This is a genomic window from Streptococcus sp. k-628, from assembly GCF_013277475.1.
In the GTDB taxonomy this organism is placed as follows: domain Bacteria; phylum Bacillota; class Bacilli; order Lactobacillales; family Streptococcaceae; genus Streptococcus.
Genome location: NZ_VMMZ01000089.1, coordinates 1 through 16,675, shown reverse-complemented (window position 1 = coordinate 16,675; position 16,675 = coordinate 1). Strand labels below are relative to the sequence as shown.

Annotated in this window: 10 protein-coding genes and 2 pseudogenes; all 12 read left to right on the top strand. The window is 40.0% G+C overall.

Annotation, left to right across the window (positions count from 1 at the left end):
- Positions 1-161 precede the first annotated feature (161 nt).
- The 12 genes and pseudogenes from ccdA2 (at position 162) to HT730_RS09485 (ending at position 16,612) form a co-directional block, all read left to right on the top strand.
- Positions 162-872, top strand: a complete 711-nt coding sequence (gene ccdA2 / locus HT730_RS09540) for a thiol-disulfide oxidoreductase-associated membrane protein CcdA2 (RefSeq protein WP_173307447.1) — start codon at positions 162-164, stop codon at positions 870-872.
- 19 nt (positions 873-891) lie between these two features.
- The gene (locus HT730_RS09535; protein ID WP_173307446.1) at positions 892-1,458 is read left to right on the top strand and encodes a TlpA disulfide reductase family protein; all 567 of its coding nucleotides are present in this window, start codon (positions 892-894) and stop codon (positions 1,456-1,458) included.
- Positions 1,459-1,468: 10 nt separating this feature from the next.
- Positions 1,469-2,581, top strand: coding sequence for a peptide-methionine (R)-S-oxide reductase MsrB (gene msrB, locus HT730_RS09530; RefSeq protein WP_173307445.1), 1,113 nt, complete (start codon positions 1,469-1,471; stop codon positions 2,579-2,581).
- A 381-nt stretch (positions 2,582-2,962) separates the two neighbouring features.
- Complete coding sequence (locus HT730_RS09525; protein ID WP_173307444.1) at positions 2,963-3,700, top strand: response regulator transcription factor; 738 nt, start codon at positions 2,963-2,965, stop codon at positions 3,698-3,700.
- Positions 3,697-5,388: a sensor histidine kinase gene (locus HT730_RS09520; protein ID WP_173307443.1), complete on the top strand. Its 1,692-nt coding sequence runs from the start codon at positions 3,697-3,699 to the stop codon at positions 5,386-5,388. The genes HT730_RS09525 and HT730_RS09520 overlap by 4 nt, the downstream gene beginning before the upstream one ends.
- 115 nt (positions 5,389-5,503) lie before the next feature.
- Complete coding sequence (locus tag HT730_RS09515) at positions 5,504-6,067, top strand: TIGR01440 family protein (protein WP_173307442.1); 564 nt, start codon at positions 5,504-5,506, stop codon at positions 6,065-6,067.
- A 21-nt stretch (positions 6,068-6,088) separates the two neighbouring features.
- Entirely contained in the window at positions 6,089-11,956 is a 5,868-nt protein-coding gene (locus tag HT730_RS09510; protein WP_345890431.1) for a ZmpA/ZmpB/ZmpC family metallo-endopeptidase, read from the top strand.
- Positions 11,957-12,025: 69 nt separating this feature from the next.
- Entirely contained in the window at positions 12,026-13,747 is a 1,722-nt protein-coding gene (gene pabB, locus HT730_RS09505) for an aminodeoxychorismate synthase component I (protein WP_173307441.1), read from the top strand.
- Positions 13,748-13,846: pseudogene (locus HT730_RS09500) on the top strand (alpha/beta hydrolase); the annotation flags it as partial.
- Positions 13,847-13,912: 66 nt separating this feature from the next.
- A pseudogene (locus tag HT730_RS09495) lies at positions 13,913-14,605 on the top strand (excalibur calcium-binding domain-containing protein).
- Between the two features lie 111 nt (positions 14,606-14,716).
- Complete coding sequence (locus tag HT730_RS09490) at positions 14,717-15,676, top strand: ROK family glucokinase (protein WP_033684051.1); 960 nt, start codon at positions 14,717-14,719, stop codon at positions 15,674-15,676.
- 96 nt (positions 15,677-15,772) lie between these two features.
- A complete protein-coding gene (locus tag HT730_RS09485) occupies positions 15,773-16,612 on the top strand; it encodes a thymidylate synthase (RefSeq protein WP_173307440.1) in 840 nt (279 codons plus the stop codon).
- Positions 16,613-16,675: the final 63 nt, after the last annotated feature.

The following is a 16,675-nucleotide window of genomic DNA, read 5'->3' as shown; positions in this document are numbered from 1 at the left end:
TGATACTATGCGCTTTTGTGCTTTGACAGTTTTTGTATAATTTTTGTCCAAGATTTTTAAATCATCTGATTAAATTCCTATTTTTCCCTATCATTGTCCCTGTTTTTTCGAAAATGGAAGGAGTATAATAAATCTATCAATAAAATGATAGGAGGAACTTTATGGGTCATATTTTCTTTTTTCTAAGTGTTTTTCTTGCTGGAATTCTATCTTTCTTTTCTCCTTGTATCTTACCCTTGTTACCAGTCTATGCAGGGGTACTACTAGATGATAAGGATGGTGATCAGGCTTCTAGCAACAAATTTTCTATCTCAGTTACTAGTTTATTACGAACTCTGGCCTTTATAGCAGGAATTTCCTTTATCTTTATTTTGTTGGGCTATGGAGCTGGTTTTTTAGGCGACTTGCTTTATGCTTCTTGGTTCCAATATGTGACGGGTGCGGTTATCATTCTCTTAGGCTTGCACCAGATGGAGATTCTACACTTTAAGAGGCTTTATAAGGAAAAGAGGTTACAACTGCAAGGACAGGGGCAACATGGTAAGGGCTATAGTCAGGCATTTTTATTGGGTTTGACCTTTAGTTTTGCTTGGACACCTTGTGTGGGGCCGGTTCTGGGGTCTGTTTTAGCCTTGGCGGCTTCAGGTGGTTCAGGTGCTTGGCAGGGAGCGGGTCTCATGTTAATCTATACGCTGGGTCTAGCGCTACCATTCTTGCTTCTAGCTCTGGCCTCTAGTTATGTTTTGAAACATTTCCGAAAACTCCATCCTTATCTCGGAACCCTCAAAAAAGTGGGAGGTTTTCTCATTATTGTGATGGGACTCTTGGTTCTGTTTGGAAATGCTTCAATTTTAAGTCAATTATTTGAATAAAATGGAAAGGAATATCAGTATGAAAAAATGGCAAACATGTGTTCTTGGAGCAGGTTCGCTCCTTTGTTTGACGGCTTGTTCAGGCAAGTCCATGACCAGTGAACACCAAATGAAAGATGAGATGAAGATGGAGCAGACAGCTAGTAAAACAAGCGTGTCTAAAGGGAAAGATGTGGCTGATTTTGAGCTAACTGGAGTAGATGGCAAGACCTACCGCTTATCTGATTACAAGGGCAAGAAAGTCTATCTCAAATTCTGGGCTTCTTGGTGTTCCATCTGTCTGGCTAGTCTTCCAGACACGGATGAAATCGCTAAAGATGCTGGTGACGATTATGTGGTATTAACAGTAGTGTCACCAGGACATAAGGGAGAGCAATCTGAAGAAGACTTTAAGAATTGGTATAAGGGATTGGATTATAAAAATTTCCCAGTCCTAGTTGACCCATCAGGCAAACTTTTGGAAACTTATGGTGTTCGTTCCTACCCAACTCAAGCCTTTATAGATGGTGAAGGAAAATTGGTCAAAACGCAACCAGGTTTTATGGAAAAAGATGCGATTTTGCAAACTTTGAAAGAATTAGCCTAGGAGGTGTCCTATGAATGATAAGCTAAAAATCATCTTGTTGATAGGAGTATTTTTCCTAGCCATAACCGGTTTCTATTTTCTATTGATGCGAAATGCAGGGCAGACAGATGCCTCGCAAATTGAGAAAGCGGCAGTTAGCCAAGGAGGAAAAACAGTGAAAAAAACAGAAATTAGTAAAGACGCAGACTTGCACGAAATTTATCTAGCTGGAGGTTGTTTCTGGGGAGTGGAGGAATATTTCTCACGTGTTCCTGGAGTGACAGATGCCGTTTCAGGTTATGCAAATGGTAGAGGGGAAACAACCAAGTACGAATTGATCAACCAAACAGGTCATGCGGAAACTGTCCATGTCACTTATGACGCCAATCAAATTTCCCTCAAGGAAATCCTGCTTCATTATTTCCGTATTATCAATCCAACCAGCAAAAATAAACAAGGAAATGATGTGGGAACCCAGTACCGTACTGGTGTTTATTACACAGATGACAAGGATTTAGAGGTGATTAACCAAGTCTTTGATGAGGTGGCTAAGAAATACGAACAACCTCTAGCAGTTGAAAAGGAGCCTTTGAAGAATTTTGTAGTGGCAGAGGATTACCACCAAGACTATCTCAAGAAAAATCCAAATGGCTACTGCCATATCAATGTCAATCAGGCAGCCTATCCCGTCATTGATGCCAGCAAATATCCCAAACCAAGTGATGAAGAATTGAAAAAGACCCTGTCACCTGAGGAGTATGCAGTTACCCAGAAAAATCAAACAGAGCGAGCTTTTTCAAACCGCTATTGGGATAAATTTGAATCCGGTATCTATGTGGATGTGGCAACTGGCGAACCTCTCTTTTCATCAAAAGATAAGTTTGAGTCTGGTTGTGGTTGGCCTAGTTTTACGCAACCCATCAGTCCAGATGTTGCCACTTATAAGGAAGATAAGTCCTACAATATGACGCGCATGGAAGTGAGAAGCCGAGTTGGAGATTCTCACCTTGGGCATGTCTTTACGGACGGTCCACAGGACAAAGGTGGCTTGCGCTACTGTATCAATAGCCTCTCTATCCGCTTTATTCCCAAAGACCAAATGGAAGAAAAAGGCTACGCTTATTTATTAGATTATGTCGATTAATACTCTTCGAAAATCGCTTTAAACCACGTCAGCGTCGGCTTATAGTGGGTAGGGTTGAGACTGGGCAAAACTCAATTTGAGGAGAAAGTGAAGCAAATTTTCTAACAATAAAACACATAATATCAAGTATTTTTAACACCTGATACTATGCGTTTTCTACTTTAATAGACTTTTTGCCCAGTCTCTCTATCCACAACCTCAAAGCCGTACTTTGAGCTGACTTCGTCAATTCTATCCACAACCTCAAAGCTGTACTTTGAGCAACCTGTGGCTAGCTTCTTAGTTTGCTTTTTGATTTTCATTGAGTATAAGAGGGCTTTCCTAAGCAGTTAGAGGAGAATTTTGCTATACTGATACTAGTAAGTGACAAAGGAGCGGAGCATGACCTACACAATCTTAATCGTAGAAGATGAATATCTGGTAAGACAAGGCTTGACTAAACTGGTCAATGTAGCAGCCTACGATATGGAAATCATCGGTCAGGCTGAAAATGGAAGGCAGGCTTGGGAATTGATACAAAAGCAGCTGCCAGATATCATTTTAACCGATATCAACATGCCTCAGCTAAATGGAATCCAGTTGGCCAGTCTGGTACGAGAAACCTATCCTCAGGTGCATCTAGTTTTTTTGACAGGCTACGATGATTTTGATTATGCCTTGTCTGCTGTCAAACTCGGTGTGGATGACTACCTGCTCAAACCCTTTTCCCGTCAGGACATTGAGGAGATGTTGGGGAAAATCAAGCAAAAACTAGACAAGGAAGAAAAGGAAGAGCAGTTACAAGATTTATTGACCGATAAGTTTGAGGGAAACCTGGCTCAGAAAATCCACTCCCATCTGGCTGATAGCCAATTTAGTTTAAAGTCTTTGGCCAGTGACTTGGGCTTTAGTCCAACTTATCTGAGCTCCTTGATTAAGAAAGAGTTGGGCTTGCCTTTTCAGGATTATCTGGTAAGAGAGCGTGTCAAACAAGCCAAGCTCTTGCTTTTAACTACAGATCTGAAGATTTATGAGATCGCAGAGAAGGTTGGCTTTGAAGATATGAACTATTTTACCCAACGTTTTAAACAGATTGCAGGTGTGACGCCTCGTCAGTTTAAGAAAGGGGGAGGTCGATGAAGCGTTCTTCTCTCCTAGTCAGAATGGTTATTTCCATCTTTCTGGTCTTTCTCATTCTCCTAGCTCTGGTTGGGACTTTTTACTATCAATCGAGTTCTTCAGCCATTGAGGCCACCATTGAGGGCAACAGCCAAACGACCATCAGCCAGACTAGCCACTTTATTCAGTCTTATATCAAAAAATTAGAAACCACCTCGACTAGTTTGACCCAGCAGACGGATGTTCTGGCCTATGCTGAGAATCCCAGTCAAGACAAGATCAAGGGAATTCGAGATCTGTTTTTGACCATCTTAAAGGCAGATCAGGACTTGAAAACTGTTGTGCTGGTGACCAAATCCGGTCAGGTCATTTCTACAGATGACAGTGTGCAAATGAAAACTTCCTCAGATATGATGGCTGAGGATTGGTACCAAAAGGCCATTCATCAGGGAGCCATGCCCGTTTTGACTCCAGCTCGTAAATCAGATAGTCAGTGGGTCATTTCTGTCACTCAAGAACTTGTTGATGCAAAGGGAGCCAATCTGGGTGTACTTCGTTTGGATATTTCTTATGAAACTCTGGAAGCATATCTCAACCAGCTACAGTTGGGTCAGCAGGGATTTGCTTTTATCATCAATGAAAATCATGAATTTGTTTATCATCCTAAACATACAGTCTATAGCTCATCTAGCGAAATGGAGGCCATGAAACCCTATATTGAGACAGGGCAGGGCTATACTCCAGATCACAAATCCTACGTCAGTCAGGAAAGGATTGCTGGAACTGATTGGACGGTGCTTGGTGTGTCTTCGTTGGAGAAGTTAGACAAGGTTAGGAGTCAACTCATGTGGACCTTGCTTGGAGCCAGTTTCACATCTCTTCTTGCCTGTCTCTGCTTGGTGTGGCTTAGTCTCAAACGCTGGATTGCTCCTCTGAATGACTTGAGAGAAACCATGCTGGAGATTGCTTCTGGTAATCAGAATCTGCGTGCCAAGGAAACTGGTGCCCATGAACTGAGAGAAGTGATTCGCCAGTTCAATGTCATGTTGGATCAGATTGATCAGTTGATGGCAGCTATTCGCAGGCAGGAAGAAACGACCCGTCAGTACCAACTTCAAGCTCTATCGAGCCAGATTAATCCGCATTTCCTCTACAATACTTTGGACACCATCATCTGGATGGCTGAATTTCAGGATAGTCAGCGAGTGGTGCAGGTGACAAAGTCTTTGGCAACCTATTTCCGCTTGGCACTCAATCAAGGCAAGGACCTGATTTGCCTGTCTGACGAAATCAATCATGTCCGCCAGTATCTCTTTATCCAGAAACAACGCTATGGAGATAAATTAGACTATGAAATTGAGGAGAATCCTGCCTTTGATAATCTAGTCTTGCCTAAGCTGGTCCTACAACCCCTTGTAGAAAATGCTCTTTACCATGGCATTAAGGAAAAGGAAGGTCAGGGACATATTAAACTTTCTGTCCAGAAACAGGATTCAGGACTGGTCATCCGTATTGAGGATGATGGCGTTGGCTTCCAAGCTGCTGGCGATAGTAGTCAAAGTAACCTCAAACGTGGGGGAGTTGGTCTGCAAAATGTTGATCAGCGACTCAAACTTCATTTTGGAGACAATTACCAGATGAAGATTGATTCTAGGCCCCAAAAAGGGACGAAAGTGGAAATATACATAAATGGAATAGAAACTAGCTAACTCCCAGTCAATTCTGGGAGTTTTATGCGTAATTGGGCAAGCTTTCTAGGTTGTCTATCTTGCTAAAAACAAGAAAAAACGGTATGATAGAAGAGTGACAAAAGAGGTGACAGAGATGAACGAGACACAGATTCAAAGAGAAACACGTCAGATAGTAGAAGATGTTTTAGAGAAGGCCAATTTGAAACAGGGGGCCCTTTTTGTTTTAGGTCTATCTTCTAGTGAGGTGCTAGGTGGTCAGATTGGGAAAGAATCCAGTCAAGAGATTGGTGAGCTGATAGTGGAGACTATCTTGGGTATTCTAGGTAGTAGAGGTATCCATTTAGCCGTTCAAGGTTGTGAACATGTCAATCGAGCTCTCGTTGTTGAACGTCAGGTGGCAGAGCAGTTTGGTCTGGAAATCGTTAGTGTCCTTCCTACCCTTCATGCAGGAGGTTCAGGTCAGTTGGCAGCCTTCAAGTTTATGCAAGATCCAGTTGAGGTTGAATTTATCAAGGCACATGCTGGATTGGATATCGGAGACACTGCAATTGGCATGCATGTTAAGCATGTTCAGGTTCCGATTCGCCCTCTTTTGAGAGAGATTGGTCATGCCCACGTAACGGCGTTGGCTAGTCGTCCAAAGTTAATTGGAGGTGCGCGTGCGCATTATCCACAAGATTCTATTAGAAAGTCGTGAGAATGAATAAAGGAGATGAAAGTGTTTAAAAAAGACCGTTTTTCAATTCGTAAGATTAAGGGAGTTGTAGGTTCTGTATTTCTCGGAAGCCTTTTGATGGCTCCTTCTGTAGTGGACGCAGCCACCTATCACTATGTAGATAAAGAGGTTATTTCACAAGAAGCTAAGGATTTAATCCAGACAGGAAAGCCTGATGGGAATGAAGTTGTATATGGTTTGGTGTATCAAAAAGACCAGCTGCCACAAACAGGGACAGAAGCATCTGTTTTGACAGCTTTTGGTTTGCTGACTGTTGGGAGCTTACTTTTAATCTACAAGAGAAAGAAAATTGCCAGCGTCTTTCTAGTTGGAACTATGGGATTGGTAGTCCTTCCTAGTGCAGGAGCTGTAGACCCAGTTGCGACCCTAGCACCGGCTAGTCGAGAGGGTGTTGTTGAAATGGAGGGCTATCGCTATGTTGGTTATCTATCAGGTGACATCCTCAAAACGCTTGGCTTGGACACTGTTTTAGAAGAAGCCTCAGCTAAACCTGGAGAGGTGACTGTAGTCGAAGTTGAGAATCCCCAAGTAACAATAAATCAGGAGCAAGCTAAGCCAGAAAACCAAGCAGTAGAGACAGAGGAAGCTCCAAAAGAAGAAGCACCTAAAACAGAAGAAAGTCCAAAGGAAGAACCAAAATCGGAGGTAAAACCTACTGACGACACCCTTCCTAAAGTAGAAGAGGGGAAAGAAGATTCAGTAGAACCAGCTCCAGTTGAAGAAGTAAGTGGAGCAGTTGATTCAAAAATAGATGAACAAGCACCAGTCAAGCCAGAAAGTCAACCATCAGATAAACCAGCTGAGGAGCCAAAAGTTGAACCACCAGTAGAACAACCCGTGCAACCTACACAAGCTGAGCAACCAAGGATACCGAAAGATTCATCACAAGAAGAAGATCCTAAAGAGGATAAGGTATCGGAAGAGACACCGAAACAAGAAGATGCACAGCCAGAAGTAGTAGAAACAAAAGATGAGGCTGCTAATCAACCTATTGAACAACCAAAAGTTGAAACGCCTGCTGTAGAAAAACAAACGAGACCAGCTGAGGAACCAAAAGTTGAACAAGCAGGTGAACCAGTCGCGCCAAGTGAAGGCGAAAAGGCACCAGTCTCTCCAGAAAAGCAACCAGAAGCTCCTGAAGAAGAGAAGACTGCGGAAGAGACACCGAAACCAGTAGAAGTCTCTCCAGAGACCAAGGATGAAGAAACTGTAGAACCAAAAGAGGAGACCAAAACAGCTAAGGGGACGCAAGAAGAAGGCAAAGAAGGTCAAGCACCAGTACAAGAAGTAAATCCAGAATATAAAGTAACAACAGGTACAGTTGAGAAGTCTACCGAAAGTGAATTAGATTTCACAACAGAAGTAGTTCCGGATGACACAAAATATGTAGATGAAGAAGTTGTTGAACGTCAAGGGTCTAAAGGAGTTCAAGTTACGAAAACAACTTACGAAACAGTGGAAGGTGTAGAGACAGATAAAGTTCTTTCTACAACTACAGAAGTAAAAACGCCTGCCGTTTCTAAAGTCGTTAAAAAAGGAACAAAACCAGTTGAAGGAACAACAATTGAAACAAGAGAAGAAGCCATTCCTTTTGCTACAAAAACAGAAGATGATGACACTTTAAAACGTGGAACAACTAAAGTTGCTCAAGAAGGTGTAGATGGCAAGAAACAAATTACCAAGACATATAAAACGATTCGCGGAGAAAAAACAAACGAAGCTCCAACAGTAGAAGAAAAAGTTATCTTACAACCTCAAGATACAATTATCAAACAAGGAACAAAAGGTTTAGAAAAACCAACATTACAATGGAATACAACAGATAAAGATGAATTGAAGAAGAGCGCTACCGCTAAATACACTTTAAATAAACCAGTTGGAGTTACGATTAAATCGATTAAAGTTGCTTTAAAAAATGAAGCTGGTGAAGTAGTTAAAGAAGTTGACGTGCCGGAAAATGATTTACAAGCAACATTAAAAGACTTGAAATATTATAAAGGCTACACTCTATCTACAAAAATGGTTTATGATCGTGGAGAAGGCGAAGAAACTCAAACATTAGAAGATAAAAAAATTCAATTAGATCTTAAAAAAGTTGAAATCAAAGATATTCGAAGAACTGATTTAATTAAATATGATCAAGAAACAGAAACGAATGAATCTAGATTAAAATCAATCCCAGAGGATAAGAGTAAATACTACTTAAAAGTCACTTCACATGATCAAAAATCAACATTATTAGCAGTGAAAAATATTGAAGAAGTAACCGTTGATGGAAAACAAATGTATAAAGTAACTGCAACAGCAGATAATTTAGTTGGGCGTCAAAAAGATCAAACATTTGAATCTGAATATACTCATTACATTGAAAAATCAGTTGCAGCTAACGGAAATGTTTATTATGATTTTGAAGATTTAGTTTCAGCAATGCAAAAAAATCCAGCAGGAGAATACCGATTAGGTCAAAGTATGAGTGCTAGAAATGCATCTGCGAATGGAAAATCGTATATCACGAGTGAATTTACAGGAAAATTATTAAGTGAAGACGGAAAACGTTATGCTATTACAGAGTTAGAACGACCTTTATTCAATGTTATTAAGAATGCTACTATAAAAAATATTAATTTTGAAGATGTCGATATCGATCGTAAAAATGATGATGGTGTTGCTACAATAGCAAATACAATGAATGGCACTTCTGTCATTGAAGATGTTAAAATTACAGGTTCTGTTATTGGACGTAATAATGTAGCGGGTGTTGTTAATAATATGAACGATGGAACTCGCATTGAAAATGTTGCATTCATCGGAAAATTACATGCAAATGGTTCTATGTTAGGTGGTATTGCTGATAAAAATTATCGAGGCATTGTAACGAGAACTTATGTAGATGCAATATTAACAGGTAATAACGTACGAGCAAGCTCATTAATTCCATATGTTGAATACGGAATGGTAGGCGATTATTTAACTGGAACTAAAGGAAACTTGACCAAATCTGTTGCCAAAGGAATGATTAATGTAGTTACGCCAGTACAAACTGGAGCGTTTGCAAGTAAGACATGGCCTTTTGGTACAGTAAAAGATAATGTTAGTTATGTAAAAGTGAAAAATGCAGAAATGTTATTTGGTTCAAATGATATTGATGATGATTATGCACATCCACAAATTGATAAATTATACAGTGTAGCTGGATATAGTGAAGGTAAAAAGTCATACACTAAATATCCTAATAAACAAATTGAATTGACAAAAGAGGAAGCTGATGAAAAAGTAGCTAGCTATAATATTACAGCTAATACTTTTGAAAGCGAAAAATCACTAGTGGCTACATTAAACGCAACAGTGTCTCAAAATTCTGCTTATGATCAAATCCAAGATTATAACGATGAATATAAATTAGCATATAAGAATTTTGAAAAATTACAACCATTCTATAATAAAGAATATATTGTACATCAAGCTAATAAATTGGATAAATCACATAACTTAAATACGAAAGAAGTTCTTTCTGTAACACCAATGCATGATACAAAATTCGTTACAAATTTAGAAGAAGTGAATAAAATTATGATTCACTATGCGGATGGAACAAAAGAATACTTAAATCTATCTGGCAGTACAGAAGGATTAAGTAATGTTAAAGAATACACTGTAACAGATTTAGGAGTTAAATATACATTAAATATTGTTCAAAAAAATTATGATGGTTTAGTGAATGGAATTGTTTCAAAATTAAGTCCGATTGAATTACAATCAGATGTTATTTATAAACACTTTAACCGACCGGGAGCAGGAAGATTTGATGCGGTGAAAAATCTTTACTTAGAAGAAAGCTTTGATTATGTGAAGAATAACTTAACAGAACTAGTGACTAACTTAGTTCAAAACGAAAATCATCAATTAAATGATTCACTAGTAGCACAACAAATGATTTTAGATAAAGTTGAAAAGAATAAAGCGGCTTTAATTCTTGGATTAACGTATCTAAATCGTTATTACGGAGTAAAATTTGGAGAGGTAAATATTAAAGAATTAATGTTATTCAAACCAGATTTCTATGGTAAAAACGTAAGTGTATTGGATCGATTGATTGAGATTGGTTCAAAAGAGAATAACCTCAAAGGTAACCGTACGCAAGATGCATTCCGTGAAGTCTTAGCGAAGGATACATTGTCTGGTAATTTACATCAATTCTTAGATTATAATCGTAAATTATTTACAAATATTGATAATATGAATGATTGGTTTATTGATGCAACGAGAGATCATGTATATGTTTCGGAACCAGAGACAACAACGGAAGATTTTAAAGATAAGAAACATCGTGCTTACGATGGATTGAATAATGGTACCCATGCTAAGATGATTTTACCGCTTCTAAACGTAAAGAATGCGCATATGTTCTTAATTTCAACTTATAATACATTAGCCTTTAGTTCATTTGAGAAATATGGCAAGATGACGGAAGAAGAAAGAAATGCATTTAAACCGGAAATTGATAAGGTGGCTACAGCTCAACAAGCGTACTTAGATTTCTGGTCTCGATTAGCGTTACCAAATGTTCGAGAACGTCTGTTGAAGAGTAAAAATATAGTACCAACTCCGGTCTGGGATAATCAATTATATCCAGGTGTATCTGCAAATCGTCTAGGGTATTCAAATCAAGGAACAGCAATTGCACCGATTCGGGAAGTGTTCGGACCGACAGGAACATATCATAATACTGATACACGTATGGGGGCAATGGCCTCTATCTATGATGATCCGAATAGACCTGAAGCATCAGTATTCTTTATGCTTACCAATATGATTAGTCCGTTTGGGATTTCAGCTTTTACGCATGAAACGACACACGTTAACGACCGTATGGCTTACTTAGGTGGATGGAGACATCGTCCGGGAACTAATGTTGAAGCGTTTGCGCAAGGAATGTTACAATCGCCTTCTGAAATTGGGCACCAAGGAGAATATGGAGCGTTAGGATTGAATATGGCTTACGTTCGTCCAAACAATGGAAATCAATGGTATAATCCTGACCCTGAAAAATTACAAACTCGTGAACAAATTGATCGCTACATGAAGAACTACAATGATGCTCTTATGATGTTAGACCATCTTGAGGCTGATGCGGTTATCCCTAAAGTACAAGACAATATTAGCCGTTGGTTCAAGAAAATGGATAGACAATATCGTAATGGAAATTCTGGTAATCAGTTCGATAGAGTTCGTGAATTGAATGAAGATGAGAAGAATAACTTAGTTCTTAATACTATTGATGATTTAGTTACTAATAATTTGATAACAAAACATGGTGCTCCTAGCGATAGAATTTACAATCCTGAAGACTTTGACTCTGCTTATGTCAATATAAATATGATGACTGGTATTTATGGTGGAAATACAAGTACAGGTGCACCGGGTGCAGCATCCTTTAAACACAATACATTCCGTATGTGGGGTTACTTCGGATACGAAAATGGATTTGTTGGATATGCTTCTAGTAAGTATCAAGATGCAGCTAATAAAGAAAATAATAAGATGTTAGGTGATGACTTCATTATCAAGAAAGTATCTAATAATAGATTTAGTACTCTTGAAGAATGGAAAAAAGCTTATTATCAAGAAGTGAAAGCAAAAGCTGACAAAGGATTTACTGCAATTGAAATTGATGGTAAACAAATTACTAATTATGCTGAGCTAAAAGCCTTATTTGATAAGGCGGTTGAGGCTGATCTAGCAGGTGGAGGAACAGCTAAAACTGTAGAACTTAAATCAAAAGTCTTTAAAGCACTTCTTAAAAACACAAACGGTTTCTCTGGTGATCTATTTACTGCACCACAAGCATAGGGATGAATAAAGTCGTAAAAAGGTAGATTAAGTTTTTCTTGATCTGCCTTTTTATGCTATACTTAAGGTATGCATAGAAAAACAGTGATTGATTTTAGGGCTTTGGGGGAGAGATACACCTTTACCCAGCCTATCAAAGAGTTAAAAACGAGAGATTTAACAGAAGTAACAGCCTTGCTGGCACAAGTGGAAAGCTACCAAGAGCAGGGCTACTATGTGGTGGGCTATGTCAGCTACGAGGCTGCACCTGCTTTTGAGGAGAAATTAGCAGTTCACAAGGCTCCTCTACTGGGTGAGTACCTGCTTTACTTTACTGTTCATGATAGCGTAGAAACATCCCCTATTCCTCTGATTTATGACGAGGTTGATTTGCCCTCAAATTGGCAGGAAGTAACGTCTGCAGAGGACTATGAAAAGGCTATTTCACAGATACATCATCATTTGCGGCAGGGAGATACCTATCAGGTCAACTACACCGTCCAACTCAAGCAGGAGTTGTCTGCCAATCCTTTTGCCATCTACAATCGTATGGTGGTAGAGCAGGAGGCGGGCTACAATGCCTATGTTGAACATGATGAGATGGCAGTGATTTCTATGAGTCCAGAACTCTTTTTTGAGCAAAATGACCGCGAATTGACAACACGACCAATGAAGGGAACGACTAAGCGTGGGGTAACTGACCAAGAAGACCTTGAACAGGCTAGTTGGCTGGAGCAGGATCCCAAAAATCGCTCTGAAAATATGATGATTGTGGACCTCTTGCGCAATGATATGAATCGTATTTCTGAGGTGGGGAGTGAGCACGTGGAGCGTCTCTGCCAAGTGGAGCAGTATTCGACTGTCTGGCAGATGACTTCGACCATCAAGAGTCGGTTGCGAGCAGATGTTAATTTAGTTTCTATTTTTCGTTCTCTCTTTCCTTGCGGTTCCATAACGGGAGCTCCAAAAATTGCGACTATGGAAATCATCAAGGACTTGGAGCCACAACCGCGCGGAGTCTACTGTGGAACGATTGGTCTCCTGCTTCCAAATGGACGACGGATTTTTAATGTCGCCATTCGGACGATTCAACTCTACAAAGGGCAAGCTATCTATGGAGTTGGCGGAGGTATTACATGGGATAGCACATGGGAGTCTGAATACCGCGAGGTTCATCAAAAGGCAGCTGTTCTCTATCGTAAACAAGCTCGTTTCAAACTGATTACTACAGGGAAAATCAGCCAGAAGAACTTGTTGTTTGAAGAACAACATTTGGAAAGACTGAGAAAAGCTAGTCGATATTTTGCTTATCCTTTTGATCCAGAAATTTTGAGACAAAAGATTGAAGCAGAGTGTCAGACTTGTGCTGCTAATCAAGATTACCGCTTACGTATTTCTCTCGACAAGTCTGGAGATATAGAAGTCAATCGTCAAGTATTAACACCTCTTAGTCCAAGTTTTTGTCAGGCCAAACTTTGCCTTCAGGAAGCCAATTTGCAACAAGCATTTACCTATTTTAAAACAAGCCACCGACCGCATTTGAGCCTAGGGAAACAAGAGAAAATTTACCACAATAAGTCAGGAGAACTGCTTGAAACCTCTATAGGAAATTTGGTTCTGAAAATCGCTGGAAAACTCTACACACCGCCTATCAGACTTGGTATCTTGCCAGGAATTTACCGTCAGTATTTACTAGAAACAGGACAAGTAGAAGAGAAAGTCTTGACCTTGACAGACTTAGCCCAAGTTGAGGCTATATATGGCTGTAATGCAGTGAGAGCTTTGTATGAACTAAGACTTGAGGAGAATTAGATGAAACTGATATTTTTGCATGGGTTAGGGCAGTCCGCAGAGAGTTGGAAAGAAGTTCGGAATCAATTGAAGGATAAGCCCACAGAGACTCTTGAATTGCTGAAATAAGTTTGATAAAATAATATTGAAATCGATAACATTCCTATAGGAGTATAGGAGAAAGTGATGAACAAACGTCTATTTTTTAAAATGAGTTTGGCGACGTTGTCAGTCTTAGCCTTGTTTTCACAACCTGTGTTAGCAGAAGAAAACATTCATTTTTCTAGTTGTAAAGAAGCTTGGGCGAATGGATACGCAGATATTCACGAGGGAGAACCTGGTTATTCTGCCAAGTTAGACCGCGATCATGATGGTGTGGCTTGCGAATTGAAAAATGCTCCTAAGGGTGCTTTTAAAGCAAAACAAGCGGCTACAACTCAAACTGATACAACTTCATCAACAACAAGTGGCTGGGTTAAGCAGGATGGTACTTGGTATTACTTTGATGGAAATGGCAATCCAGTGAAAAATGCATGGCAGGGAAGCTATTACCTGAAAGAAGATGGTCAAATGGCACAGAGCGAATGGATTTATGATTCTTCCTATCAAGCTTGGTATTATTTGAAATCAGATGGATCTTATGCAAAGAATGCATGGCAAGGAGCTTAGTACCTTAAGTCAAACGGTAAAATGGCACAAGGTGAGTGGGTTTATGACTCTTCTTATCAAGCCTGGTATTACTTGACATCAGATGGTTCATACGCTCGCAATGCATGGCAAGGAAATTACTATTTGAAATCAGATGGTAAAATGGCTAAGAATGAGCGAGTTGATGGAGGCCGTTACTATGTAGATGCTTCAGGTCTCTGGAAACCATAAGTCAGAATAAAATACAGATAGTTAATGCAAACCTTTGCATAAGTAAATGAATTTTGATATACTAGTACTGTAAGCATTTTCAATTATTATACAATGAAAAAGGAGAATATGATGAGTCAAAAGATTATTGGGATTGACCTTGGTGGAACTTCTATCAAATTTGCAATCTTGACAACAGCAGGAGAAATCCAAGAAAAATGGTCTATCAAAACTAACATTTTGGATGAGGGAAGTCATATCGTAGATGATATGATTGAGTCTATTCAACACCGTTTGGACTTGCTTGGATTGGCAGCAGCGGACTTCCAAGGAATTGGGATGGGATCACCAGGTGTGGTTGACCGCGAAAAAGGAACTGTTATTGGTGCCTACAACTTGAACTGGAAAACCCTTCAACCAATTAAAGAAAAAATTGAAAAAGCCTTGGGTATTCCATTCTTCATTGATAATGATGCCAACGTGGCAGCTCTTGGTGAGCGCTGGATGGGGGCTGGTGATAACCAACCAGATGTTGTCTTTATGACACTCGGTACAGGTGTTGGTGGTGGTATTGTCGCAGAAGGCAAATTGCTTCACGGTGTGGCTGGTGCAGCAGGTGAGCTTGGCCATATCACTGTTGACTTTGACCAGCCAATTGCATGTACTTGCGGTAAGAAAGGTTGCCTTGAGACAGTTGCTTCAGCAACAGGGATTGTCAATTTGACTCGTCGCTATGCGGATGAATACGAAGGCGATGCAGCCTTGAAACGCTTGATTGATAATGGAGAAGAAGTAACTGCTAAGACTGTCTTTGATCTCGCAAAAGAAGGAGACGACCTTGCCTTGATCGTTTACCGTAACTTCTCACGTTACTTGGGAATCGCTTGTGCTAACATCGGTTCAATTTTGAACCCATCAACAATCGTCATTGGTGGTGGTGTATCAGCTGCAGGAGAATTCCTTCTACAAGGTGTTCAAAAAGTCTACGATGAAAATAGCTTCCCACAAGTCCGCACATCCACTAAATTAGCTCTTGCAACTCTAGGAAATGACGCTGGGGTTATCGGAGCAGCATCACTTGTATTGCAATAAAATAAAAAAGGAGAAAATTGCTTTCCAGAAGCGAGTGATTTTCCTCCTTTCTTTTTTTATGCTATACTAGTTAGGAAATAAATGAGGTGAGAGTAAATGACAAAAGCAGATACGATTTTTAAAGAGAATATTGAACGAATCCTCAAAGACGGTGTCTTTTCAGAGCAAGCACGTCCTAAGTATAAGGATGGAACCGTGGCTAACTCTAAGTACGTAACGGGTGCCTTTGCAGAGTATGACTTGGCAAAAGGAGAATTCCCCATTACAACCTTGCGTCCCATTGCTATCAAATCAGCTATCAAAGAAGTGCTCTGGATCTACCAAGACCAGTCTAATAGCCTAGAAGTACTCAATGACAAGTACAATGTTCACTACTGGAATGACTGGGAAGTGGGAGATACGGGAACTATTGGTGAGCGTTACGGGGCGGTCGTTAAGAAACACGACATCATCAATAAGCTTCTCAAACAGTTGGAAGCCAACCCTTGGAACCGCCGCAATATTATTTCTCTCTGGGATTACCAAGCTTTTGAGGAGACAGACGGCCTTCTTCCGTGCGCATTTCAGACTATGTTTGATGTCCGCCGTGTAGATGGAGAAATCTATCTGGATGCGACTTTGACCCAGCGTTCGAATGATATGCTAGTAGCCCACCACATCAACGCTATGCAGTATGTGGCTCTTCAAATGATGATTGCCAAGCATTTTGGCTGGAAGGTTGGGAAGTTCTTCTATTTTATCAACAACCTTCATATCTATGATAATCAATTTGAACAAGCTCAGGAATTGCTCCGTCGTGAGCCGTCAAACTGCCAACCACGCTTGGTTTTAAATGTTCCTGATGGGACTAGTTTCTTTGATATTAAAGCAGAAGATTTTGAGTTGGTGGATTATGACCCTGTCAAGCCACAGTTGAAGTTTGACCTAGCTATTTAATACTCTTCGAAATCTCTTCAAACCACGTCAGCGTCGCTTCATCAACAACCTCAAAGCAGTGCT

Excerpts from the sequence above, each read along its gene's own strand:
- ccdA2 (WP_173307447.1), top strand. The coding sequence starts at position 162 with ATGGGTCATATTTTCTTTTTTCTAAGTGTTTTTCTTGCTGGAATTCTA.
- HT730_RS09535 (WP_173307446.1), top strand. The coding sequence starts at position 892 with ATGAAAAAATGGCAAACATGTGTTCTTGGAGCAGGTTCGCTCCTTTGT.
- msrB (WP_173307445.1), top strand. The coding sequence starts at position 1,469 with ATGAATGATAAGCTAAAAATCATCTTGTTGATAGGAGTATTTTTCCTA.
- HT730_RS09525 (WP_173307444.1), top strand. The coding sequence starts at position 2,963 with ATGACCTACACAATCTTAATCGTAGAAGATGAATATCTGGTAAGACAA.
- HT730_RS09520 (WP_173307443.1), top strand. The coding sequence starts at position 3,697 with ATGAAGCGTTCTTCTCTCCTAGTCAGAATGGTTATTTCCATCTTTCTG.
- HT730_RS09515 (WP_173307442.1), top strand. The coding sequence starts at position 5,504 with ATGAACGAGACACAGATTCAAAGAGAAACACGTCAGATAGTAGAAGAT.
- pabB (WP_173307441.1), top strand. The coding sequence starts at position 12,026 with ATGCATAGAAAAACAGTGATTGATTTTAGGGCTTTGGGGGAGAGATAC.
- HT730_RS09490 (WP_033684051.1), top strand. The coding sequence starts at position 14,717 with ATGAGTCAAAAGATTATTGGGATTGACCTTGGTGGAACTTCTATCAAA.
- HT730_RS09485 (WP_173307440.1), top strand. The coding sequence starts at position 15,773 with ATGACAAAAGCAGATACGATTTTTAAAGAGAATATTGAACGAATCCTC.